Origin of the sequence: Bacillus sp. ES1-5 (genome assembly GCF_022487605.1) — a bacterium.
Lineage (GTDB): Bacteria > Bacillota > Bacilli > Bacillales > Bacillaceae_G > Bacillus_A > Bacillus_A wiedmannii.
Genome location: NZ_JAKVPU010000004.1, coordinates 197,947 through 222,001, shown reverse-complemented (window position 1 = coordinate 222,001; position 24,055 = coordinate 197,947). Strand labels below are relative to the sequence as shown.

The following is a 24,055-nucleotide window of genomic DNA, read 5'->3' as shown; positions in this document are numbered from 1 at the left end:
TCCTATTATCTCTGTCTTTTTCATAAACATAACAGGTATTTTTGGAAAATTGCCACATTCCTGTAACAAAACAAAGGTATGTTATGTGTGTAAAAGAGAAAGAGAAAGAGAAAGAAGGAGAAAGTTGTGAAAAAAATTTTACCAATTGTTGCGTTGTTAGGCATGATGAATTTTGGAGTACAGGAAATGAATGTAAGAGCTGATACCTATCACAAGAGTGATTCAAAAATTAGTTTTTGGGATTCGAAAAGGAAAGGTACTAATTTCATGAATAGTACATCATTACCTGAAAACTATAAAAGTGCAAAAGAAGCTAATATTGAATATGTTCGTTTAGCACCTGATAAATGGGCAAAGGATAAAGATTTTTTATTTGAGGATAAACCAGATACCTCTGGGAAGGATTTTCTGATAGGAAATGCAGATAACTATCAGGGATTAGTAAAGGAGGATCTAGAAAAATTAAAAGCGGATTTAGATGCCGCACAATCGCAGGGAATGAAAGTTGTTCTTACAATGTTATCCTTGCCTGGTGATCGATGGCGCCAATTTAATAATAACAAGAATGACGACAGAATATGGGAAGAAGAGAAATATCAAGAACAAGCAAGTCAATTTTGGAAAGACCTTGCTTTGGAACTAAAAGATCACCCTGCAGTGGTCGGTTATAATATTATAAATGAACCGCATCCAGAAACAGCTAAAAATAATAGATATAATGATTTTTGGACGGAAGATTACGAGAAATGGTATGCAAAAGTGAAAGGAACGACAGCAGATTTAAACGAATTTTATGAAAAGGTGATTCATTCTATCCGTGAAGTGGACCAAGAAACACCGATTATTTTAGATTCAGGTTTATATGCTACTCCATGGGCCTTTAAATATTTAAGCCCAGTAGAGGATAAAAAGACACTTTACGCATTTCATATGTATGAACCATATGAATTAACGAGTCAAGGTGAAAAACAAAACAAGGAATATCAATATCCAGGATTAGTAAAAGTAGGGGATTTAGAGAAACCTGTAATGTGGAATAAACAGGGATTAGAGAAATTTTTAAAGCCGATTCAACAATGGTCTAAGAAAAATCATGTACCATCTAATCGAATTATTGCAGAGGAGTTTGGAATTAACCGTACCGTTCCAGGAGCTACCCAATATATGCAAGATCTTATTTCTATCTTCAACCAAAAAGGGTGGCATAAATCATTCTATGCATTCCGTGAAGACACATGGACGGGAATGAATTATGAATTGGGAACAGGAAAAATAAAATGGGACGAAGAGGGTAAACCGATACGTCAAGATAATCCACTATGGGATGTAATAAAAAAAGATTTACAGGGGCATAAGTAGTTTAGAATGCTTGGTTTAAGAACTAAATGTAAGCATCTAATTCAAATAGAATTAGATGCTTTTTATATCAAAAAAGGCGGAGTCATATTAAAGATTCCGCCTTTCTTTTACATATAGAGTAGCAGCCTGGTTTATTTACAATAAACAATAAGATTCTTAGAAAATAGATTAGAAAAAAGTTAAGGAAGTTTAAATAAATGTGGGTGAAATTATGTAAACCTTTAAAGTTATGAAACTTTTATGAATTTTTTGTTAGGTTGTAAGCTTTAAATATTGAAATTTATTTACTTATTTCGCTAAATGAATATATTTATACAATTAGATGGAAGTTAATGGGGGTGAATCAAAACATAATAGTTTGTTATTGTTGAGTTTATCGTAAAGTTGTTATTTAATGTGTCATCAAATAGTATTTGTATACAATAATAACTAAAGAAAAGGAGATTATTATGAAAAAAAATAGATTAAAAGATACAACATAGATAGCATGAATGGTTTTGGGAAAAAACATGAAAGCGAAACAATCAATCCTTAAGCATATTAAGGAAAAATGAGGGAGAAAATATGGGGAATAATTCAAAACATAAAACGAGAAAAATACTTGCAGCCACCGCTACAGTAACTATGCTTGCAACTGGAATGATTTCTACAACAGATATCATTGCAGAGGAAACGCAGCAGCAAAATAAAATATCGACATCACTTCAAGAGGAAAAGTCAGTTAAATCAGAAAACAGAACGTATACAGTCCCAGGAAAAGGGGATGTTGAGGTATTGAAACAACAGGAAAGAAAAAGTATGGCATTTAGTCCATATGAACCGACTGGTTTATATGCAAAGCCAAATGAACAAATAACGATTAATGTAGAAGGAAATGAAAATATTCAAGCATACATTGGAACGTATTCGTATGATGCTTCTTGGAGAGAAGATTCTAAAATAAAATCATTTACATTAAAACCAGGTATAAACACAATCCAATCTCCAAATGGAGGAATGATTTATTTTTACAATAAACAACAAGGTGGTACCATTCGAACAACAGTCACAACTGGTGGAACGACTACTCCTTTCTTTGAACTAGGCAAGCATACAAAACAAGATTTAATAGACATGCTGAACCAAAATCCAAATGCACATGCAGTGGAGCTAAAAGGAGAACGTGTATTAATTACGGCCAGCCCTGCACGTGTTAAGAAATATTTGCTGGGTTCTAATACAGATCCTGTACAACTCTTAAAAAAGATGGATGAAGCTACCCGAATTCAAGACAAAGTAGCTGGATTATCCGAAGAACAAGCTGACAAGCATTATATTCATTACGTAGAAGAAAATCATTCACCAGATTATTATATGTATGCGACTTCTTATCGAACTGCATATGTAGGAGATGCAATTCAATACGTGTTAGATATAAATAAATTTATTAAAGATGGTTGGGGTCCTTGGCATGAGGCAGGGCATTTGAGACAGCAAGCACCTTGGAAGTTTTATAATATGACAGAAGTACAAAATAATATTTACAGCCTTTCTGTAGAAAAGGCGTTTAATCAACCATCCAATTTAGAGAAAAGTGGTATTTACCCGAAAGCGTTTCAATATCTAGAACAAGCGAATAAAAATTATGACGAAATAAGTGATGTTTTTGTCAAGCTTGTTATGCTCTGGCAACTACAATTAGCATATGGAGAAGACTTCTATCCTAAGCTGCATCAATTGTATAGAGATATGCCTTCTAATGAACTTCCACAAACTGATGAAAATAAAAAACAATTATTTATGATCTCAGCATCAAAAGTAGCCAAACAAAATTTGATGCCTTTCTTTGAGAAGTGGGGATTACGTCCAAATAATGATACCATTCAAAAAGTGGCTGCATTAGGCTATCCGATTTTAACAGCAGAAATTTGGAAGGGGACGGATTCTAATCCGATTAAACCAGATGTACCTAATGCAAATAATATTTTAGAAGGAAGCCAGTTTGCATGGTCAATGAAAGGGATTAGTGATTTTGAGTTTGCTAAAATAAATTTCAATAAGTCGGCTGAAGAAATGCAAGTGGACTTAAAAGCAGGCGTACCGCATCATTATTTTAATGAAACATATGCGAGTATTAAAGTACAAAATGCATCAGGCAAAGTAGTATACAATAAAGACATTTATGGAAATAAACAACAAAATGCTGAATCGCAAAAAGTTCCAGTTAAAGTAGGAGATTATATTGAGTTAACACATCTAGAAGGTGTGCATAGAGCTACTTTAACAAATGTAGATTATAGTAAACAAGAAAGCTTTGGAAAAAAAGCAATGTACGAAGTTACAAAAGAAGGCTTGAAAAAAGTAGAAAAAATGCCAGAAGTAACAATTTTAGATGGAAATCAATTTGCATGGTCAATGAAAGGGATTAGTGATTTTGAGTTTGCTAAAATAAATTTCAATAAGTCGGCTGAAGAAATGCAAGTGGACTTAAAAGCAGGCGTACCGCATCATTATTTTAATGAAACATATGCGAGTATTAAAGTACAAAATGCATCAGGCAAAGTAGTATACAATAAAGACATTTATGGAAATAAACAACAAAATGCTGAATCGCAAAAAGTTCCAGTTAAAGTAGGAGATTATATTGAGTTAACACATCTAGAAGGTGTGCATAGAGCTACTTTAACAAATGTAGATAATAGCAAACAAGAAAGCTTTGGAAAAAAAGCAATGTACGAAGTTACAAAAGAAGGTCTGAAGAAAGTAGAAAAAATGCCAGAAACAACGGTTTTAGACGGAAATCAATTTAGTTGGTCTTTAAAAGGATATAGTGATAGAGAAATTGCAAAAGTAAATTATAATAGGGTAACAGAGAAAATGCAGGTGAATTTAGAAACTGGCGTACCACATTCTTATTTTAATAATACGTATGCGAGTATCAAAGTACAGAATTCATCCGGTAGTGTTGTATACAATAAAGAATTAGTGGGAAATAGACAGCAAACTGCTGAAAGCCAAACTGTGCCGGTCAAAGTGGGAGATTATATCGAGTTTACCCATATAGAAGGGGAAGCAGTAAATGAAAAGACACGGGCTAAACTTACTAACCTTGAGAATAATAAACAAGAATATATAGGAAAAAAAAGAATCTATCAAGTTACTTCAACGGGATTAAACAAAATAGATTAACATGAAAAACATTCAAATTTTTAGTTAGATGCTTAATAGTCGTTCATTATGAACGGCTATTTGGCTTTTATTTAATATAAAGTGAAATTAATTTTAAAAATATGTTTGAGGACTGAGTGATGTTTAGGTGCTGTAGATTTGAGAAAAAAGAAACAGAATAATAAGGTATTTGTTGATAAAGACTCTCTGGTATTACAATATTTTACATATTTGGTATGATGTATATGAGTGCTATATATTAAGGGAGGAATGAGAATGAAGAGGTTCATAGCTCATGCAAATGGTAATAAGATCTTTAAAAAGTTAGTTTTAATGGTGTTACCAATGGTTCTAATGTTAATGATGATAACCCCATCGAATGATGCATTGGCAGCCGACCAATCAAATGCAAGTTCACTAAAAGGTGTGAATCTATTTAATGGAAGCTGGACTGTTGCTATACAAGCTGCAAATTTACAATATGTGTCTGCTGAACCATCGGGAAATGTAGTAGCAAATCGTAGTGCAATTAATGAATGGGAGAAATTTGAATTAATTCCGACTGGGGAATTATATACGTTTGCTTTAAAAGCGAAAAGTAATGGAAAGTACGTTTCGTTTGAGCCAAATGGTAGAGTAGTAGCAGATCGTACATCAATTGGGACATGGGAAAAATTTATCTTATATAATGGTGGAGACAATAGGATATATGTATTACAAGCGCTAAGTAATGGTAGATTTATATCAGCAAATGGCGGTAGAGAATTAACTGCTAATAGTTATGTAGCTGGAAGCTGGGAAAGATTTGTTATTGTGTACTTCTAAATTTGGAAGTGTTATGTATCTAGATGATAATGACATGTGTAGTTCATATGCATGCCAAATACAATAAAGAGTTAAGTACTTAATATAAGTGTATATTTAGGTACAAAAAGGACTGCAAGTAACTGTCAGTCCTTTTTGTATGTTAATTAAGTATCTGCTGTGGATGTAATAAGAAGAAAAAGAACCCTATAGGGTTCTTTTTCAAGGCATATTAACCGTAAGGAGAATCATGAAATGCTACTTCAAATCTTTATTAGGGGAAAGATTTTGAAAAGCTTAACATACATCTATTTTTACATAAATGTAAGATATAGTAAATTGATAATCTTTATACTTACTATTACTAATATTCAATTAAGATGGTTAACACTATGTTTATGGTGTTAACTGATGTTTAGTGTAGTATACATTTAGAAATCTAGTATTAGATTACAAGTGTTAAAAAGCTAATAGGTTTATCATTTCAAATTCTAACTAACATTTAAACGATTATAATTGAAATGGGGTGTGTATTAACTCTTATAAGCTAATGAAAGTAAATAAATAAAGACCCTGTAAAAAAATACAGGGTCGGATACAGGGTTAAGGGAACGCATAGTTTCTTAAAAACATAATAGCATATATATTTTGTGTAGCTATATGAAGATTTTGACAAAATTAAGAACAAGACAGAAAATCTTTGAGAAATCAAATATAGTGGTGGAAATATGATTAGGAAGTGAACTATTTACATGTTAATATAGATGAAACCTTTTGAGAACCGTGATCAAAAGGGCATTGAATTAGAGGCTTAAGTTAGTGAGATAATTAATCTTCCTGAAAAAGAAAAATGTTTTTTAGATTAAAAGAAGAAAAGACACCTTTTGGGTGTCTTTTCTTTTTGTATACAGCTCACATATTGTTGAATTAGATACGAAACCATAATTCGACTATGAAATAAACAACATAAGAAATTTTAACATAATCTGGACTGAAAAAAATATGTAATAGTGCATCTTTAGTTTTCAATTGTTGTATTGGATATAGAACAACAATTTGAACTACCCCCACTTTCACTTCGTTTAGAAGTGAGGGATTCCTAAGTAAAGGGTTCTATCGAACTCTAATTGATTAGGCTAACCCCGCAGTCCCTGCGGTTAGAAGTCTTATTGCTTCATTCTTTATATTGATACTTGCGTTAATATCCCTATCATGGTGTGTACGACAAGAAGGACAGTCCCATTTACGTAGGTTTAGATTTTTAACGTCTTTGTTTTGATATCCACAACAAGAACATAATTGGCTGGAAGCAAATGTTTTCGATACGACAATGACTTGTTTGCCATACCATTTTGCTTTATATTCCAACATGGTTCGAAACTGTGACCAAGATACTTCACTAATTGCTTTTGCTAACTTACGATTTTTTAACATATTTGATACTTGCAAATCTTCTATACCGATAACATCGTGGTTTTTGATGATTTCAGTTGAGATTTTGTTTAAGTAATCTTTTCTAGCATTTGATATGTATTCATGAATTCTAGCTATTTTTACTCGTTGTTTATTCCAACGAGATGATCCTTTCATTCTTCTAGAAAGAACACGCTGTGCTTTCGCCAACTTATCTTCTAATAATCGGAAAAACCTCGGATTTTCATAGGGTTTTCCATCTGACAAAATAGCGAAATCTTTTAGTCCTATATCTATCCCAATGTAAGAATGAGTTTTCGGAAGTTCTTGTACTTTTGTTTCAACTAATAGTGACACAAAATATCTATCAGAAGGGTTTCGTCTAACTGTAGCATTTACAATACGTCCCGTTATTTCACGACTTTTGGCAAATCGAACAAGACCTAGTTTTGGCAATTTTATTTTGTTTCCTACAACGGCAATGTTTTCATTTGTTTGTTTTGTGATATAAGATTGTACGTTATTCTTCTTGGATTTGAAACGCGGGGCACTATTTTGTTTTTTGAAAAATCGTGTATACGCATCCGCAAGGTTGCGAACAGTCGACTGAATCGCAATACTATCCACTTCTTTGAGCCAAACAAACTCTTTCTTCATGGCAGGAAGTTTGGCAGAGCATGTACCATATGTTAAACCTTTTCCAGTTTCTTGATATGTGTGATCCCATAGGGATAGGAAATGATTGAATACAAAGCGAGAACAACCTATCGTTTTATTAATTAGAATTGCTTGTGCATGATTTGGATAGATACGAAACTTAAAGGCTTTATTAATTATCATTTGATTCACCTCCATTTCGGTATATGAATATTATACACCAAACGTACATTCGATGGATAGTGAAGTAACACTTTATGTATGTCGAACAATTAAGATGGCTTCCTGCCATCTCTTGTTCAAAGCCAATTCATCTCCCACCTACTCACTTCGCGTTCCTTGAGGAAGGAGTCTTCTTGGCTAAAATGATAAAATAAATAAAAAGGGCATGCAGTCGTATCTGCCGCCCCTTTTAGGAGGAATTCAAGACACCAATAGAACACGTATTGGTAAAAAGGCTCAAAAATAGTATATGTAAAAAGAAAAAGTCCTATACAGAAGGTGGACTGAGCCGTACCTTTATTACTTATTTAAAAATTAAATTTCATTCTTTTCAAAATCAGTACGGTAAACATATGGTTTGGAATGAATTTAGAAAAAGTATACATGAAAATGGCAGACAACAATTTTGTCGTCTGCCAGTGCCAATTGACTGAATGAGTTAGTCAATTACTATATAATGGCTACCTCATTACCAGAAGAGTGAAGCCGCTAGTTCAAACGGCTTAAACCTAGTTTGTCTAATAAAGAAAAAATTATGAGTAGAAATTTTATTTGCTCTATATGAAAAGAAAATTAGATATTCATCAGACAAGGATAATACAGCATATCTTGAATAGGGTGTAGGAACGAATTAAGGAAAAGAATGTGATTAGGGAAGGGACTGAATCAGGAGTGGGACTTTCGGACAGGATTTGGGGAGCCATGGTTGCCTTGGGCATTGCGACTAATATCGTTGCTTGTATAATGGCAGTATACATTCCAAAATATGAGCTGATGATAAACTGCCTTATAAATATTTTATTTTTAATACTTATAGCTAAAACGTTTATTAAGATGAAAATTAACAAATGGATGGCATTAGGATTTACGTGGGTTGTAATAGAAAAAGGTATTAAGGCAGGTTATGACTTCTACACACATGATTACTATGGTGTCGGTTGGAGTTTAGCTATCATTGTCTATTGTATATACGAGATGGAAAATTATTATGTTGAAACAAATAATTAGCCGCATAAATAAGGATTAGTAGGCGGAATTCTTGTTAAAGTATACAATTTTTTTGAACAATGATATTACAATCCTGTTTTTTACTTCAAGAGAATAAAAAAAGACGCCATAAGGCGCTCCCAAATTGGGTAAACGAGGTTTTAGTTTTCCAATCTAAAGAAATTATGTATCAGCTCACAATGAGAGTATATCATAATATACAATCAAGGAAATATGCATTATTACATATATGAGTTTAACAAAAGTAAGATGGGAGTAAATCAAAATACTATAAAAAAGACACTACAGGAGTGTCTTTTTTGAGAAAATACTCTATAATTAACTTTGGGGAAGGTAATGTTAGAGTATATATTTAGCATTATCTTTATATTTGATAAACCATGAAATCAAAAGATTTTGTGGTTTATTTTTTGAACAATAGATATTCCATTATTGGCAGTGAGCTATTGATCATTATAAGCATTTAAAGAGGTAGGATTAAAAACCTAACATCGAATAACGGTTCCAGAATATAGCGTTACGAAATGATTTCCCATATCCAAAACGGTACTTGCCTGTATATAGCCCTTAAAACCTTCTGAAGAATAATAAATTTCTTTTGGTATACTTTCTTTAGATTGGAAATGTGTTTTAGAGTATTTTACATAATGGTTTTTAATAACTTTTGATTCTGGAACAATAGTGTTTTTTTGTTCCAATGTTTGCCTAGCACTAGAAGGTGGTATGAATCTTACAGTGTCTTGGTAATTATGATCTAAGGTGTCCGCTTGTACACTGTGTGACGACACAAAGACGCTTAAACTACTTCCCACAATTAATGTTGCAAATGCTAACTTTGAGAATTTTGTTAATCTAATCATTTTATAATCTCCTTTTCATTATTTTGTAAGGTACCTCCTTACACCTCACAGTCTATATCCACTACATAAGGGTGTACATACATATTGATAGACAAAATTCTACAAAATACCTCTTGTTTTTTGGTTTGTGTATAATAATTCAATGTTTGATAATTTATCAGAAGTAAAAATGTAGGACTTATATAAATGAAAATGAATAATTTATGCAGAGTTTGTATATGAAATTATTGTTCAAATATTCCAAAATGAGTTGATAAAGATGATGTGGTATTATTAGACAATAATTGATTCGATAGGTTGATTTTGAAAAGTGAATTCTCTTTTTGAGTTTTTATTATTTAAGATAACTAAAGAATTAAGTACAAGCCTACAATTTAAATAAAAAAAGTGAGAAAAATGATAAACATTCTTCTCACTTTCATCAATTAGGGTGGCATATACATAAATATGCGTTTAAGAGGATTTTTGGATGAAAAATCCACATACATAGTATAACAAAATATTTAAGGCACTTTGCATGCAATATTGCATATGAAGAGTTTGTAGATATAATAGTTAGTCGATTTCTATTATTTAACGGATTTTTCGGAGAGTGCTCCTGTCTTAAGAGAGTGCAGGTGGATAGGGGAGAGATGAATTTTGGTTTGGTGTAGCCAAAAAGAACTATTCATATTTTGATATGTAAAGACCCTCCAAATGGAGGGTCTTTACATACACTTACATTAAGTTTGTTGTGGTGCACCACCATGATCGCCAACACTATATGTAGGAGCAGGGTAATGTCCATGAGTAGCAAACTGATCCGCTTTAAAAAATGGAGAAATTCCCACCGTTAGAATCCCAATAAAAGCAATACCCGATAATAATAGGCTGATTTTTTTCATTATTTTAACACTCCTTTTTCGATTGATTTTCGTCTTGCTTGGTAACAAATTTGGAAATAATCACTTACCTTTTGATGGTTCTCTAATTGTCTACATTTTGTGGCAAATAATTCAGCGTATTCGACAACATATTCCCATAATTCTTCTTCCTCAAAGTATAAGATTCCTTCTTGGATGATTTTTTCTAATTCTTCCAATGGAATATTTTCGTTTAATCTTTTTAAAATAGAGAAGTGGTGTGTGTATTCTTCGTTTTGAATTCCTCTGCAAATCTGTAATCCCTTATCAATGAGTTTGCTAGCTGCTGATTGTTGTCCTAATTTATAATGCTCCTTAGCTTGTAGGAAGATAGCCTTGAAGTGTGTAGGGATTTTCTCTGTTACTTCTGAAAGATGACGAATAGCTAACGTAGACATACTTTGATCAGAATACAGCCATCCTAAAGTACTTTTTACGAATAACAAGGAATCTTCTTCCTCATTCTTTTGTAGTAATTCAATTGCATAATGCAGATATTCTTCTGCTTGTTCGTACTGCTTTAAATAGATACAGCAACCTCCTAGCAAACTATTACAAAAGGCTGTTTTTACTTCATAACCTTCATACTTCGAAAAGATTTCTCTCGATTTATTTGCATATTCGATAGAAGCTAGCATGTTATAGGTATGGTGATAAAAAGTAGCAATTCTATAGTAGAATTCAGCGTGTTCAATTTCATCTGGAATTTTTACTAATATCTTTTCTGCCAGTTTATAATGTTCCTCTGCTTCAGAAAAACTTGATATAAAAGTGGAATGAATGGATTTAAAAAAGTGATAATAGAAGCGCAGAAAATGGTCTGTAGGCATATCATAATCACTAATAGCGTCAAAACTATCATGTTGAATACCGAGGCTATCTGTTAAGACCGTGTAACGGAATTCAAGTAGTGAGTAATACAGTAACAAATTTTGATCCTGATGTTTTTGATTCGACTCAATGCTTAACTTATTAATTTTTTCATCAATTTTCTTTTTCAGATTAGTAGCTTTTATAACTTGTTGAGATAGCATAGATCGATACCAGTCGTTCAATAGAGAGGTTAATTCTTCATTTCTCTTTAATGAAACACTCATTATATACTCCCCCATCCTATAGAAATATCCTAATCCAATTTAATTGTAACTATCATAGCAAAATAGAAGGGAAAATGAAGTGATTTTACATTTTTTTCAATAATATTCAGAAAACAATCAATTGTTGTCGAATGTGCTTATAATTTAAGTTATTTGTTTGGTAAATGTGATCAATTTAATATGATTAACATTCAGAATAATCAATCTTTTATTTATGCACAGTATTCGATTAATTATTTTTTACTTTATTGTTAGAATAGATACCAAATGATAGGGGTTTATTAACATAATTTAAAATTAAACCTTTTCAAGGATTTTATTTACAAATAAGGGAGGGAAAAAAGATTGCAAACTAATATATTTTTCTTTGATTAGATTAGTTGACAAAATAATAAAACATATATTTTTTATTTTGTATATAAAGAATAAAATTTTTATATTGTGAAGTATAGAAGGGAGATGCTTATAAATGAAAATACCTTGTTTTATCATGCGTGGAGGAACGTCAAAAGGCTTCTTTTTTTTAGATAAAGATTTGCCTTCCAATCAATCTATTAGAGATGAGATTATTTTTAAAAGCATTAGGGGCAGGGAATGCAAGAGGTGTTGATGGAATGGGTACATTAGATCCTTTATCAAATAAAATTGCGATTATTCGGGCGTCTACTACACCAGGGATAGATATCGATTATACTTAGGAATCCCTCACTTCTAAACGAAGTGAAAGTGGGGGTAGTTCAAAATAATGAGAAAGAATCAAAGTTATGATGTATTGAAAGAAAAGAGAAAAGAGCGCATTAATTTTCCGAACCAGGGTTAAATGTCAAAGGTTCGAAATAATCTTCTAAACCTTGAAATAACAGGTAAAAATAATAAGCACTCACGTAGAAGTGCTTATTCAAATTCGATTTCTGTTTTACCATCTGATGTGAAGTATCTTATGGTTGTTTTGTCGTATTCTTGCAAGCCACTTTGCGCAACGGCGTCTTTTAACTTTGTTCTCGTTCTGTAGCCGAAATTTTTTCGTAAGCCTTCGTCAGCATTTGACAATGCTGTTTTGTCAACGAAAACATATAAGACATACAAGTTATTTTCTTTATTTAATTCAACCGCTGTTACAGTACCACCGAAATATTCTATAATCTCTTTGGTTCTACGTTCAATACTTTTCGTCATTCTTGTCTGCTCATCTTTTGGTTGTTCTGTTTTCACCGTTGTTTGTTGTGTTTTTGGCTGCTCCTTTTGAACCATTTCTTTTTCGCCGCAAGCTGCTAACATTACAACTGCTAAACCAACTACTAATACTGATTTCTTCATCATCTAAATCCTCCTAATGCTAATATGTAAACATTATCATATAATGAAATTTCTTGCTGAATATGGAGTGACATGTGATGCTTGTCGTGGGTATGAATTATGTGATGTCACCTATTGTAACAGTTAAAATGTTAGTGCTTATCTTTCTTAATAACATTATATATATGGCTTCGTGAAAAGCATTTTAATGGATTGTTTTAGCTTAATATAAAAAGAGGACGCATTATTATTTACGTCCTCTTTTTATATATTAGATAAATTTAAGCAAAAACTTTTATTTTAATTATGTAGATTCACGAATAATTAAGTTAGTAGGATATTCAATAATTTTACGTTTAATAGATTCATCTGTATTTATATATAGTAGTATCTCGTTAACAGTTCGTTTACTCAGTTTAACAATTGGAATATCAATAGTACTAATTGTTGGGGATGTAACTGTACAAATTAATTGATTGTCATAACCACAAACAGCTAAGTCAGTTGGAATAGAATACCCTTTAATAGTAGCTCCTTTAATGACTCCAGCAGCAACTTGATCATTTCCTGTAAATAGTGCAGTAGGTTTATCTTTTAATTTATCTAGCTTCTCAAAAATTCTAAACCCATCATTAATAGTAATTGCATCTCCAAATAGCCATTTTTTATTGAATGGTAATTGTTTCTCTTTTAAGGCATGCAGATAACCTTGTTGGCGTTTTAATTGTGCTTGACTATTAAGAGAATCAAAACAAAAGCCAATTTTTTTATGACCTTTGCTTATTAAATGTTTAACAGCTTTGTATCCAGCTTCAAATTCATCGTAACAAATTATCGGAATAGGTGCATTTTCCTCATACTCATTACAAAGTATTATGGGCCCATATGCTAAATAATGCTCTATATTTTCCCAACTATTTTCTAGGGATGCGAGAATTACACCATCTACAGCCTTATTCTTTAGTAAGGAAAGTAATTCAAGTTCAATTTTTTTCTCATAAAAAGTCTGATAAATTAGCAATTTGTAATTATGCTTTAATAATTCTTTAGAAATTTCTCTAGCTAATTTTCCGAAAAAGGGATGATCTATATTTGGAATTGATAGTGCAATGGTTTGTGTCTTATTTATCCTAAGATTCCTTGCAATAGAACTAGGAGTATAGTTGAATTCTTGCATTACTTTTATTATTTTTTCACGTTTTTCTGAATTTACATAAGGATGATTATTTAGAACTCTTGAAACCGTAGCATTTGATACATTACATAATTTAGCTATTTCATTAATTGTTACCATAGAGAAACCCTCCGTAAAAAATATGTTGACATGTAATCGATAACATAAAATATAGTCTACTCATGATTTTCAAAATAATTTCTTAGAGGTGATTTAACGTGAAAACTCTTACTACAATTTCTGGACATAGTAAAGACAATTTAGCTTTATTAAAGTGCCTACAGGGGGAAACAAAAGAAAAAGAATTTGAAATTAGTAATATATTACCGAATCACAAGATGAAAGAGAAATTATTTAGGGAAAACAAATTGAAAATAGATATTGATATAGAAAAAGATATTTTCAATTATAGCAGAAAAAATATACAGAAAATAGAATTTATGCCAGTTAATCGGTTGATTTCTCAAGATGAGGTTGAAAAAATTATAGGGGTTTTAAAAGATGTTTTACCGACAGGTCAATTCACAAGTGGACCATTTTCAAAAAAACTAGAAGAAGTAATCGGAAGTTATTTAAATAAAAAGTTTGTAATTGCGACAAGTAGTGGTACAGATGCCCTTACGGTGTCATTATTATCTATTGGTATCCAGCCGGGGGATGAAGTAATTATGCCAGCTAATAGTTTTGCTGCTACTGAAAATGCTGTGTTAGCAGTCGGAGCAAAACCTATATTTGTAGATATAGATCAGAAGAGTTATTGTATTGATCCTTCTAAAATCGAAGAAGCTATCACCCAAAAAACTAAATGCATTTTGCCTGTACATTTGTATGGTAAACAATGTGAAATGAAAAAAATTCGTGAAATTGCGGATATATATCAATTAAGAGTTATTGAAGATGCATGTCAAGCTATTGGTTCTTCAAATCTTGGAGAATATGGAGATATTATTGTTCTTAGTTTTAACCCATATAAGAATTTTGGTGTATGTGGTAAGGCAGGTGCAATAGTTACCGATAATGAAACTCTTGCAATACGTTGCAATCAATTTAGTTATCATGGATTTGAAATTGATAAAAAAAATAAAAAGGTATTAGACTTTGGATTCAATTCTAAAATTGATAATTTGCAAGCAGCTATTGGTTTGGAAAGAATTAAGTACTTATCATACAACAATTTAAAAAGAGCGTATTTAGCTCAACGATATATACGTGATTTAAAAGAATTAGAGGATAGAGAATTAATTAAGCTACCTAAGATGACAGAAGATAATGTCTGGCACCTTTTTCCGATTAGAGTTGAAAATGGAAGAAGAGACGAGTTGAAAAATAAATTGTACCAATTGTATAACATTGAAACAGATATTTATTATCCGGTATTATCTCATAAACAAAGTACTAAGTGGGTAAAGGAAAATGATTTGCAAAAAAATATATTTAATACAGAGCAAGTTCATAAAGAAATATTACATTTACCTTTACATCCAAACATGATGTTAGAAGAGCAAAATTTCGTTTTGGAGGGATTATTCAATGTCAATAAATAATGAAGTTTTAAAGTCTTTAAATTTTGAAAGATTACCACAGGTTAAAAAGCCTAAATATGTAGTTTTCTGTGATTTTGATGAAACTTATTATCCTCATAACATGGATGATTCTAAAAGAAGCAATATGAAATTGTTAGAAAAGTATTTGTATGAACACGGAAGTAAAGGGGATTTAGTAATTGGTTGGGTAACGGGAAGTAGTTTAGAATCAATTGTTGAAAAAATGAAAAAGGGTGGTATTCAGTATTTCCCTCATTTTGTGGCGAGTGGATTAGGTACAGAAATAACGTACTTTGATAGTAATGGGACTACTATAGATGATCAAATTTGGGAAGACAGAATTATAGAGGGTGGATTTGATTCTTCGAAGATTGAAAGAATTATCAAATTGCTAGAAATAAAATATGAAATTTTTTTAAGACCTCAGACACAATTAGGCAGTTCTAAGTACAAATTTAATTTTTATTATGAAGAGCAAAATGAATTTATTGATGCAAAGAATTTAGAAAAGATAGAAGAAATCGGAGAGATATTCGAAGTTGGGGTTAATATTAACAAATGTAATCCATTAGCTGGTGATCCAGAAAATTGCTTTGATGTAGATTTTATTCCACTTGGAACAGGTAAAGATGAGATAGTGAAATTTATTTTAGACAAGTACGAACTAGATAAAACAAATGCAATTGCTTTTGGAGATAGTGGGAATGATTTAAGGATGCTACAAGCTGTAAGGCATGGTTATTTAGTAGAAAATGCAACAGAAGAGGCTAAAAAAACACAGTCAATGTTAGCTCAAGGGGAATACTCGATTGGGATTTTAAATACTCTAAAGCACATTATTAATTAAAAGGGGATGTTCATATAATGAATATTGGGATTATAGGTGCAGGAAGTATTGCAAGAGCTCATTCTAGAGCATTATCAACTGTTGATAATTGTAAATTAGTTGGAGTGTATGATGTTAATTGTGAGAATGCCGATAAATTGGTAGGGGATTTTGGTGGGAAAGTTTTTAATAGCTATGAAGAGTTACTAGAAGTAGTTGATGGGGTAATAATATCTTCCCCGAATTTTTGTCATAGATCTCAAGCTGTTCAAGCGTTATTAAAAAACAAACATGTGTTATGTGAAAAGCCAATGGCAATCTCTTGTGAAGAAGCAAAATATATGATGGCAATAGCAAAAAATACTAATTTAGTCGCTTCAATGGGGTTTAACTATCGCTACTTATCTTATGTTAAGGCTTTAAAACAATTAATTCAAAATGAAGAATTAGGGGAAATAGTAGTGATAAGATTGCATTTTAAAAAAAATAGCGCTTTTAGGAGAACTTCGTTTACTTGGCGAGATGATTTTCAAAGTAATAAAACTAGTGGGGCCTTGGGAGATTTGGGGATCCATCTAATAGACTTACTATGGTTTTTGTTCGAGAGTGATTTTAGAGAGGATACCGTTCGTACTAAAATTAAAACAAATGTTAAGGAAAAAGAAAGTAAACCAGTATTTGTTGATGACTATGCTGAGGTGTATGGCCAATTGAAAAATAAGGTTTTTGTTAATATTACAACATCTAAAAGTTCGTTTCTTGACGATTGTGGTTTTAGTATAGAGGTAATAGGTACGAAGAAAGAATATAAGTATTCTTCTAAAGAGCCAAATAAATATGTACTCTTTGATGGATTGGAAAAACATGAAATCCCATTACCATTACCTTTACTAGTCGATCCAGAAAATGAGATTTTTGAATGGTCTGATTCTTTTAGAAGCGAAATTATAGAATGGGCAAAGGCTGCGGAAGGTGGCCCTAAAAAATCTGTAGCAACATTTGAAGATGGATTTCGTTCACAAGTTATATTGGATATGTTGTTTGATAAAAGCAGTAGTAATAAAGAGCGAACTGTAGCAACTATTTAGTTTTATGGTAAAAACAGGGGTTTAGAACTTTTACTTAAATCCCTGTTTTTATTTTGGATTGGAGTTGAGAAAAGATGCGGTTAATATTTTATTATGGTTGCTTGTTTTATTTTATTGTAGGAATCATGCATGTTTGCATAGGTAGTTTAATTCCTTCATTAATACAATATTATGGAAGAACCCCTGATCAATTAGGTGTTTTAATATTTTTTCAATTTATGGGTTTTTTATTTGGTGTTCTAAGTTCACCCATACTAGTAAGAAAGTATCATTATTTTAAAACAATAACATTAGGTGTTTTAGTAATGTCCATCGTTCTAGGAGGTTTTATATATATTAAAGAATGGGCATATTTAGCCGTTATTTGCTTTGTATTAGGCTATGGAGCAGGTTTGTTAGAAACTACGGTGGGTTCCTTTATTATTTCAGCAGAAAGGAATAGTGCTGCTAAATTTAGCATTCTCGAAGTATGGTTTGGGGTTGGGGCGCTAGGGTTTCCGTTACTAGTTAATTATATTATAAAATATTATGAATGGTATTTTATTCTTTATGGGATATTACTATTCTTTATTTTTACACTATTTGTTTGGTACATGTTTGGACGTACAAAATTTCTGAATTTTTCTCCTCAAAATAATGAAAAGGGAGGAGCATCCCTTTCCTCATTTACTCTGAAATTTAAAAGTGAAAAGATTACAGTAATATTATTTATTTCACTTTTTGCATTCTTATATGCAGGCATAGAAACTAATCTTGCAAATTTTTTATCTACAATAATGATTCTTACCAATAATGAATTAATCAGTTCATTGAGTATATCTTGTTTTTGGCTAGCAATAGTTATAGGAAGAATACTTGTAGGTAAGCTAGCCCATAAAATTAATTATTGGACATACATTACATCTAGTTGCTTTACATTAGTGATTCTTTTATCTCTATTTCCCTTTGTTAGAGGTACAGGTATGTATTTGTTTATCATCTTTATTATTGGTTTAGTCATAGCGGGTGTTTTTCCAATAACATTAATCCTAGCTTCCCGTATTATGGAAAATAATATTGATCAAGTGACTAGTCTATTTATTGCATCGGCCAGTTTAGGGGGGGCACTAGTATCTTTCCTAATTAGCTGGAGTCTATCATTAAATTCTATCACTGTTACTTTTGCGATATTTTCTCTTTTTGCATTGAGCCTAGGTTGTATTATTTTAAAAATGAGGAAAATTGCAACTTACGGTAACGAAAGTGCCAAAAAGGTAGAAAGTATGAAAAATTTATAGAAAAAATTTTTCATACTGTGAAAAAGGTAATATTATGTGGAATCTCTAAAAAAATTGATAAAGTTAAAAATTCCGTATTTGGGCTTTGTTTTATATATTGTAATGTGTAATATAGAAATCAGAGTTACTTCAAAAATAAAAATGATATGCAACAGTGAACAGTTTTCAGGTGATTGAATGTCATGATATGAAAAGAATGCCTTGTTGTATATACAATAAGGTGGTAAAGAACATATTTTCATAAGTAATAAAAAGTTATTTTAATTAGCTTTTAAGATTAATCTAAGAGGGGTTTGTTATCGAATGGAGATAAAGATTAGTAAAAAGGATAAGATTGATATCTCTAAAAAATTAAAGTCTTTTTTAGCTGAACAGTATTCACTGGAATTGGGTGAATACATAAGCTATGAGTTACTTGAATTCATAATAAAGGAATTAAATCCACATTTTAATCAAGTTACTAAGGATAGGTTGGAAATGTTGTTAAAGAATATAGAGAAAGATATATACAGTTAATAGACTTTAAATGACAATTGAAAAACTAAGATATCATTTTAGATATCTTAATACCCAGTAAGAATAGAATAAGTATTGCTTTATAAAACACTCATCCAATTTTATTGATTATAAAGGATGGGTGTTTTCTTCATATAGGATGTTATGAAAAAACTGTCGATGAAAGTCTACATTAAAGACTATCCCGCATTTTTGTATGCTATATCATTTTCTTTAACTAAAACCTAATGATATATAGACTAATTCCATATGGGAATAGTTGATAAATGACAGAATTGAAACAAAATTAGAAAAAATACCTATATAATGGTAGAATGTGGTTGGTTAACCTATAGATGAATAATCAATAAATCTATTATTAAAGGGGGAATTAATTTGGGGAATAGGAACAAAAGAATGAAAAATTATTTTCAAAGGTTAATAGCTGTAAGTGTTTGTATTTTGTTAGTTTTTCTGGGGAGCAATTATTCAAAAGCCGAAACTGTTGCACCAATAACATTAAATCCTAAAGATGTAGAAGCGTTCACCAATAAAGTAATCCCAGAGAAAATGAAAAAAGAAAACGCGGCTGGTGTAGCTCTTGTCGTTGTAAAGGATAATCAAATTTTATTTCAAAAGGGATTCGGATTTTCCGATAAAGAAAAGAATACTCCCATCGATCCTAAAAAAACAGTTTTTCGATTAGCATCAATATCAAAAGTTTTTACTGCTAGTGCTGTCATGCAGTTAGTTGAACAAGGAAAAATTGATTTAAATAAAGATATAGTAAATTATATGGGGGGATTAAAGTACCAAAATAACATGGGTGAACCAGTTACAATGGAGCATTTACTTACCCATACAACAGGGTTTGATTACGTAGATCCTAGACCAGAGGACATCCATTATCAAGATAATGATTATACAATGCTTAAAGATTATGTAGAAGATAATATGCCCACAGTAGTGAGAAAGCCAGGAGATACATATACATATGATAATTTTGCTTCTATGCTTCAAGGGTATATTGTTCAAAATCTGACAAACACACCTTTTTACAAATATATGGCCAAAAATATTTTTTATCCTTTAGAAATGCATAATAGCAGTTTTGTTATGACTAATTTTATTAAAGAGAAGCTTGCAACAGGATATGATGCTAATGGTGATGCCATTCCATTTTATCAAACAAGACCAACAGATATGCCACAAGGGAGTATGTTTTCTACAGGGAGTGATGTAGCCAATTTCATGATTGCTCAATTGAATGATGGTAAATTTAAAAATAACCATATACTACAAAAAGAAACTGTGGAAGATATGCAAAAAACAAAATTTGCTTTACATCCTAAATACCCTAATATGACATACGGATTTGAGTTCTTTTCACCGCAAAGTCATAACGGGCAATATGTGTTTGGGAAAGGTGGAAATATACCAGGTTTTTCATCTTTAATGTGGTTAATTCCCGAGCATAAAATTGGAGTTTTTGTTGTTACAAATAAAGATAGTTCAGCACTACCTGTTGAAGTATTTGATGATTTTATGAATGAATATTTCCCAGATAAGACAAAGCCTGAATATTTAAAACCTAATGAAGAAGAATTAAAGAAATTTGAAGGGGTTTACCGTGATTTGAGATTAAAAAATCTAATGTCACATGTGAACATCAGTGATGGAAAGTTATATGTAAGTGATAAGGTTTATGGTAAACAGGAGCTAAAACAAATAGACCCTTTACTATTTGAGGATGAAAAAGGGAATTATATGGCATTTAAACTTCACAAAGATGGTACTGTGAAAGAAATGATACATTGGAACTCTGGCAGCTCAGCGGTGAAGTTAAGTGAGCCTGAGAGATTTAAAGACGTAGATGAAAATCATCCATATGCTAAGTTTATAAATCCTTTACATCAATACGAGGTATTACAAGCAAATAAGGAGGGGAATTTCACTCCAGAATCTTCTCTTACACGAGCAGAATTTGCATATTGGTTATCTCAAATTGCTTACTTTACGCCACCTTCAAAAAAAGAACCAGTGTTTTCTGATGTGAAAAATCATCCGTATGCACCACATATTCAAAAGTTATATGAAATTGGTATTTTATATGAAAAAGAAGGGGAACAATTCCATCCAGACCGTGCAATTACTAGACAAGAAGCAGCATGGATTACCTGGCAGTATTTAAAAATGTTAGGAGCACCATCTGCAGATGCAACATTAAAGGGAGAAACTGATGATTGGGCAATAGAATCCGTGAAAAATATTGTAGGTCATCGTTTAGTAGGGCCTGAGGTTATATATAATGAAGATGGATCAGCAGATTATCTATCAAAACAAAGTATGAAGCGACAAGAGGCAGCAGCATTGTTAATTTACGTTTTGTTATCTAGTTAATTTGTTTTGAGGTAAATTTCACAAAAAGAAAAAATCTAAAGAGTTTGAAATAATATACAGAAAAAGAATAGTCTTCGACCAATGATTTATCGTAACAAACAGGGGTGGATGAGTTATAACCATACTCTAAATCAAAAGTAGAGCTGTTATTAGCAGAATTTCTTAAGTGTTTTGTATTGTAAGGAGCTCCTTTCAGGGGAGCTTTTTTTATTTAATTATTAATAATTTCATGTACCGTAATTAATAATAATAAAATAAAAATCTATAACAAGGGGATTCAATTCCAGTTAAATAAAACTAGGACACAGTAATACATTAGTTACCAACAAATAGGATGCATAAAAAATTGTGTTCATCTTTTTTCCTAGAAAAGAAAAAAAGTTAATTTATAAAATTTTTACACAACCGCTCAATTATTAAAATTACCGACCGCTCACATTATTGAGTGACTGGAAAACAACAAAGACGTTCTTAAATGTATGTAAAAACTTTAATAACAAAGATAAAAAAAGAATAGGTAATCGGAAATGTCGAAAAGATTAAATTGATATTAAAAATTGAAGGTGATACCATAAAATTAAACGATGTTTAAAACGTTGTTTAATTGATAAATTTTAGAGGAGGAGATAAGTTGAGGGGAAATGAAAACATATCAACGAAAGAAAAGATTTTAAATACAACATTGGAGTTAATTAAAGACGAAGGATTCGAAAGTGTAACAATAAGAAAAATTGCAGCATTGTCAGATACAAATATCGCGCTTGTAAATTACCATTTTGGCTCAAAGGAGAAGTTGATTAGCGAAACAATTAAAGTCCTATTAATTAGCTTTCAAGGCACTTTTTCTATTTTAGATGATATTAAAGTGCCAGCGAAAGAAAGATTAAAAATATTTTTACTTGATTATGTACTAGTAATTCGGCAATACCCTGAGTTAGTTAGGAAAATTATTGCAATGGGAACTACGGTATTTACATCTCAATACGAATATGGAGATTTTTTGAAGAGTCTTGGTTTTAGTAAAGTGAAGAATACTTTGAGTGAAATAACAAATGAAACGGATCAGGAAATTTTAATGATGATGACAGTGCAAATATTCGGATCCGTTTTTCTTCCAGCATTAATGATGCCAATTCTTGAATCAGGAGCAGATATAAAAATACTGCCTGTAGAAAAACAAATTGATTTCCTATTTGAACGCTATTTTTATAAAAATTGAGATAGTGGGTGGTAGAGATGATTAGTTTTTTTAGAAAACACTGGTGTGATGTAGGCTTAGTAATGGCTATTGCTGTCGTAGGTTGTTTAGTCGCAAATTTTGGAGAAATGAGTGAAATAAAAGTACTGTTAGCGTTAAGTTTTGTAGCCATTTTAGTGCATCAATTTGAAGAGTATCGTTGGCCAGGTTATTTCGCTGGTCTGTTTAATGTAGTTATATTTAAAAGTGATATACCAGATCGTTATCCATTAAATACGCAATCTGCTATGGTAATAAATATTTTGATTGCGTATGTTTTTTATTTACTTCCGGTTTTCTTGCCAAATATTATATGGCTTGGATTGGCACCTATTTTAATGGGATTTTTTCAATTCATATGGCATGGTATTTTTGCGAATATAAAAGCAAAAACAATATACAACCCAGGATTAGGTGCGGTTGTATTACTACATGTTCCGATTGGTTATGCATATATGAGATATGTTCTTTTACACAATTTAGCTACAAATTTGGATTGGATATTAGGTTTAATCTATTTTCTAGTAGCTACCTATTTTTTAATTATAAAAGGAAATATGTTACTGAAAAGTAAGGAGACAATTCATTACTTTTCAAAAAAGCAATTAGGTCCGTACAATGATGCATTTAAGTGATTCAGAAGGGATTTTGGGTGCTGAAGAGAGTACAAGTGATTAAAAAAAGAAAGGTACGTAGGCGCCTTTCTTTTTTTGAAGGAGATTTTAACTAGACAAAATACCCCCTAAAATAAAAAAGATGTTATTTTTTCTGAGAAATCATAGGAAAGGATAACGTTTTTTTCTTAATATGATGGTATTCTATATGAAAAATTAACATTGTTCAAAATGTATATATTGTGCATAGTGTGTATTATGTGTTCATAAGCATATAAGACGCAAGGAGTTGAATCATGAGAATCTTACTATCTAATAAGTCTAAGTCTCCTATTTATCAACAAATCATTGACCAAATTATATTACAAGTATCAAATGGGACATTGAAAGAAGATGATGCATTACCTTCCATGCGTTCATTAGCTAGAGACTTGAAGGTATGTGTTATTACTTCAAAAAGAGCATACGAAGAACTTGAAAAAGCAGGTTACATCTACTCTATAGTGGGGAAAGGCTCCTTTGTTGCCAAAAAACAAAAAAGCAACAAGTAGATGAACCAAGTGATCCAATACGTGAAAAGTTCAGTACAATCGTTCGAGAGAGTAAGGCTAATTATTTATAAACGCACTGATTTT

At 31.4% G+C, this 24,055-nt stretch carries 19 protein-coding genes and 2 pseudogenes; 15 read left to right on the top strand and 6 right to left on the bottom strand.

Annotation, left to right across the window (positions count from 1 at the left end):
- Positions 1–83: 83 nt before the first annotated feature.
- The 3 genes and pseudogenes from MKO96_RS15685 to MKO96_RS15675 all read left to right on the top strand — a co-directional run bounded on the left by MKO96_RS15685 (position 84) and on the right by MKO96_RS15675 (position 5,331).
- Positions 84–1,359, top strand: a pseudogene (locus MKO96_RS15685) (glycoside hydrolase family 5 protein).
- Positions 1,360–1,923: 564 nt separating this feature from the next.
- Entirely contained in the window at positions 1,924–4,527 is a 2,604-nt protein-coding gene (locus tag MKO96_RS15680; RefSeq protein WP_240588019.1) for a putative mucin/carbohydrate-binding domain-containing protein, read from the top strand.
- Positions 4,528–4,782: 255 nt separating this feature from the next.
- The gene (locus tag MKO96_RS15675; protein ID WP_240588018.1) at positions 4,783–5,331 is read left to right on the top strand and encodes a fascin domain-containing protein; all 549 of its coding nucleotides are present in this window, start codon (positions 4,783–4,785) and stop codon (positions 5,329–5,331) included.
- Positions 5,332–6,441: 1,110 nt separating this feature from the next.
- On the opposite strand, the gene tnpB is transcribed toward MKO96_RS15675, so the two are convergent.
- On the bottom strand, positions 6,442–7,563 hold the full coding sequence (gene tnpB / locus MKO96_RS15670) for an IS200/IS605 family element RNA-guided endonuclease TnpB (protein ID WP_240588017.1): 1,122 nt from the start codon (positions 7,561–7,563) through the stop codon (positions 6,442–6,444).
- A gap of 711 nt (positions 7,564–8,274) precedes the next feature.
- Between tnpB and MKO96_RS15665 the strand changes: the two genes are divergently transcribed.
- Entirely contained in the window at positions 8,275–8,610 is a 336-nt protein-coding gene (locus MKO96_RS15665) for a hypothetical protein (protein WP_240588158.1), read from the top strand.
- A gap of 485 nt (positions 8,611–9,095) precedes the next feature.
- On the opposite strand, the gene MKO96_RS15660 is transcribed toward MKO96_RS15665, so the two are convergent.
- The 3 genes from MKO96_RS15660 to MKO96_RS15650 form a co-directional block, all read right to left on the bottom strand.
- The gene (locus tag MKO96_RS15660) at positions 9,096–9,470 is read right to left on the bottom strand and encodes a hypothetical protein (RefSeq protein WP_098344042.1); all 375 of its coding nucleotides are present in this window, start codon (positions 9,468–9,470) and stop codon (positions 9,096–9,098) included.
- A 722-nt stretch (positions 9,471–10,192) separates the two neighbouring features.
- Complete coding sequence (locus MKO96_RS15655) at positions 10,193–10,354, bottom strand: transcriptional regulator (RefSeq protein WP_016090048.1); 162 nt, start codon at positions 10,352–10,354, stop codon at positions 10,193–10,195.
- On the bottom strand, positions 10,354–11,469 hold the full coding sequence (locus MKO96_RS15650; RefSeq protein ID WP_088083746.1) for a response regulator aspartate phosphatase: 1,116 nt from the start codon (positions 11,467–11,469) through the stop codon (positions 10,354–10,356). The genes MKO96_RS15655 and MKO96_RS15650 overlap by 1 nt, the downstream gene beginning before the upstream one ends.
- A gap of 469 nt (positions 11,470–11,938) precedes the next feature.
- On the opposite strand from MKO96_RS15650, the gene MKO96_RS15645 reads away from it, so the two are divergent.
- On the top strand, positions 11,939–12,079 hold the full coding sequence (locus tag MKO96_RS15645; RefSeq protein WP_369294519.1) for a PrpF domain-containing protein: 141 nt from the start codon (positions 11,939–11,941) through the stop codon (positions 12,077–12,079).
- Complete coding sequence (locus MKO96_RS15640; RefSeq protein WP_240588016.1) at positions 12,030–12,167, top strand: PrpF domain-containing protein; 138 nt, start codon at positions 12,030–12,032, stop codon at positions 12,165–12,167. The genes MKO96_RS15645 and MKO96_RS15640 overlap by 50 nt, the downstream gene beginning before the upstream one ends.
- A 196-nt stretch (positions 12,168–12,363) precedes the next feature.
- On the opposite strand, the gene MKO96_RS15635 is transcribed toward MKO96_RS15640, so the two are convergent.
- On the bottom strand, positions 12,364–12,789 hold the full coding sequence (locus tag MKO96_RS15635) for a hypothetical protein (protein ID WP_240588015.1): 426 nt from the start codon (positions 12,787–12,789) through the stop codon (positions 12,364–12,366).
- Positions 12,790–13,069: 280 nt separating this feature from the next.
- Positions 13,070–14,059 (bottom strand): LacI family DNA-binding transcriptional regulator, encoded by a 990-nt coding sequence (locus MKO96_RS15630; protein WP_016090053.1) that lies wholly within the window; start codon positions 14,057–14,059, stop codon positions 13,070–13,072.
- 98 nt (positions 14,060–14,157) lie between these two features.
- Here MKO96_RS15630 and MKO96_RS15625 point away from each other — a divergent pair, with 98 nt between their 5' ends.
- The 9 genes and pseudogenes from MKO96_RS15625 to MKO96_RS15585 all read left to right on the top strand — a co-directional run bounded on the left by MKO96_RS15625 (position 14,158) and on the right by MKO96_RS15585 (position 24,042).
- Positions 14,158–15,483 (top strand): DegT/DnrJ/EryC1/StrS aminotransferase family protein, encoded by a 1,326-nt coding sequence (locus tag MKO96_RS15625; protein ID WP_240588014.1) that lies wholly within the window; start codon positions 14,158–14,160, stop codon positions 15,481–15,483.
- A complete protein-coding gene (locus tag MKO96_RS15620) occupies positions 15,470–16,330 on the top strand; it encodes an HAD-IIB family hydrolase (protein ID WP_240588013.1) in 861 nt (286 codons plus the stop codon). Before MKO96_RS15625 ends, MKO96_RS15620 begins: the two co-directional genes overlap by 14 nt.
- Before the next feature lie 17 nt (positions 16,331–16,347).
- Positions 16,348–17,397: a Gfo/Idh/MocA family protein gene (locus tag MKO96_RS15615; protein WP_240588012.1), complete on the top strand. Its 1,050-nt coding sequence runs from the start codon at positions 16,348–16,350 to the stop codon at positions 17,395–17,397.
- Between the two features lie 74 nt (positions 17,398–17,471).
- Positions 17,472–18,674: an MFS transporter gene (locus MKO96_RS15610; RefSeq protein WP_240588011.1), complete on the top strand. Its 1,203-nt coding sequence runs from the start codon at positions 17,472–17,474 to the stop codon at positions 18,672–18,674.
- Between the two features lie 303 nt (positions 18,675–18,977).
- Positions 18,978–19,190 carry a DUF2164 family protein gene (locus tag MKO96_RS15605; RefSeq protein WP_197229704.1) on the top strand — a complete coding sequence of 71 codons (213 nt, stop codon included), beginning with the start codon at positions 18,978–18,980 and terminating at the stop codon, positions 19,188–19,190.
- Between the two features lie 396 nt (positions 19,191–19,586).
- Positions 19,587–21,569, top strand: coding sequence for a serine hydrolase domain-containing protein (locus tag MKO96_RS15600; protein ID WP_369294521.1), 1,983 nt, complete (start codon positions 19,587–19,589; stop codon positions 21,567–21,569).
- A gap of 631 nt (positions 21,570–22,200) precedes the next feature.
- Complete coding sequence (locus MKO96_RS15595) at positions 22,201–22,788, top strand: TetR/AcrR family transcriptional regulator (RefSeq protein ID WP_237982270.1); 588 nt, start codon at positions 22,201–22,203, stop codon at positions 22,786–22,788.
- Between the two features lie 17 nt (positions 22,789–22,805).
- Complete coding sequence (locus MKO96_RS15590) at positions 22,806–23,441, top strand: HXXEE domain-containing protein (RefSeq protein ID WP_016135574.1); 636 nt, start codon at positions 22,806–22,808, stop codon at positions 23,439–23,441.
- Between the two features lie 275 nt (positions 23,442–23,716).
- Positions 23,717–24,042, top strand: a pseudogene (locus MKO96_RS15585) (GntR family transcriptional regulator).
- Positions 24,043–24,055: the final 13 nt, after the last annotated feature.

Excerpts from the sequence above, each read along its gene's own strand:
- MKO96_RS15655 (WP_016090048.1), bottom strand. The coding sequence starts at position 10,354 with ATGAAAAAAATCAGCCTATTATTATCGGGTATTGCTTTTATTGGGATT.
- MKO96_RS15620 (WP_240588013.1), top strand. The coding sequence starts at position 15,470 with ATGTCAATAAATAATGAAGTTTTAAAGTCTTTAAATTTTGAAAGATTA.
- MKO96_RS15645 (WP_369294519.1), top strand. The coding sequence starts at position 11,939 with ATGAAAATACCTTGTTTTATCATGCGTGGAGGAACGTCAAAAGGCTTC.
- MKO96_RS15615 (WP_240588012.1), top strand. The coding sequence starts at position 16,348 with ATGAATATTGGGATTATAGGTGCAGGAAGTATTGCAAGAGCTCATTCT.
- MKO96_RS15650 (WP_088083746.1), bottom strand. The coding sequence starts at position 11,469 with ATGAGTGTTTCATTAAAGAGAAATGAAGAATTAACCTCTCTATTGAAC.
- MKO96_RS15680 (WP_240588019.1), top strand. The coding sequence starts at position 1,924 with ATGGGGAATAATTCAAAACATAAAACGAGAAAAATACTTGCAGCCACC.
- MKO96_RS15600 (WP_369294521.1), top strand. The coding sequence starts at position 19,587 with ATGAAAAATTATTTTCAAAGGTTAATAGCTGTAAGTGTTTGTATTTTG.
- MKO96_RS15610 (WP_240588011.1), top strand. The coding sequence starts at position 17,472 with ATGCGGTTAATATTTTATTATGGTTGCTTGTTTTATTTTATTGTAGGA.
- MKO96_RS15630 (WP_016090053.1), bottom strand. The coding sequence starts at position 14,059 with ATGGTAACAATTAATGAAATAGCTAAATTATGTAATGTATCAAATGCT.
- MKO96_RS15635 (WP_240588015.1), bottom strand. The coding sequence starts at position 12,789 with ATGATGAAGAAATCAGTATTAGTAGTTGGTTTAGCAGTTGTAATGTTA.
- MKO96_RS15660 (WP_098344042.1), bottom strand. The coding sequence starts at position 9,470 with ATGATTAGATTAACAAAATTCTCAAAGTTAGCATTTGCAACATTAATT.
- MKO96_RS15640 (WP_240588016.1), top strand. The coding sequence starts at position 12,030 with ATGAGATTATTTTTAAAAGCATTAGGGGCAGGGAATGCAAGAGGTGTT.
- MKO96_RS15590 (WP_016135574.1), top strand. The coding sequence starts at position 22,806 with ATGATTAGTTTTTTTAGAAAACACTGGTGTGATGTAGGCTTAGTAATG.
- MKO96_RS15605 (WP_197229704.1), top strand. The coding sequence starts at position 18,978 with ATGGAGATAAAGATTAGTAAAAAGGATAAGATTGATATCTCTAAAAAA.
- tnpB (WP_240588017.1), bottom strand. The coding sequence starts at position 7,563 with ATGATAATTAATAAAGCCTTTAAGTTTCGTATCTATCCAAATCATGCA.
- MKO96_RS15675 (WP_240588018.1), top strand. The coding sequence starts at position 4,783 with ATGAAGAGGTTCATAGCTCATGCAAATGGTAATAAGATCTTTAAAAAG.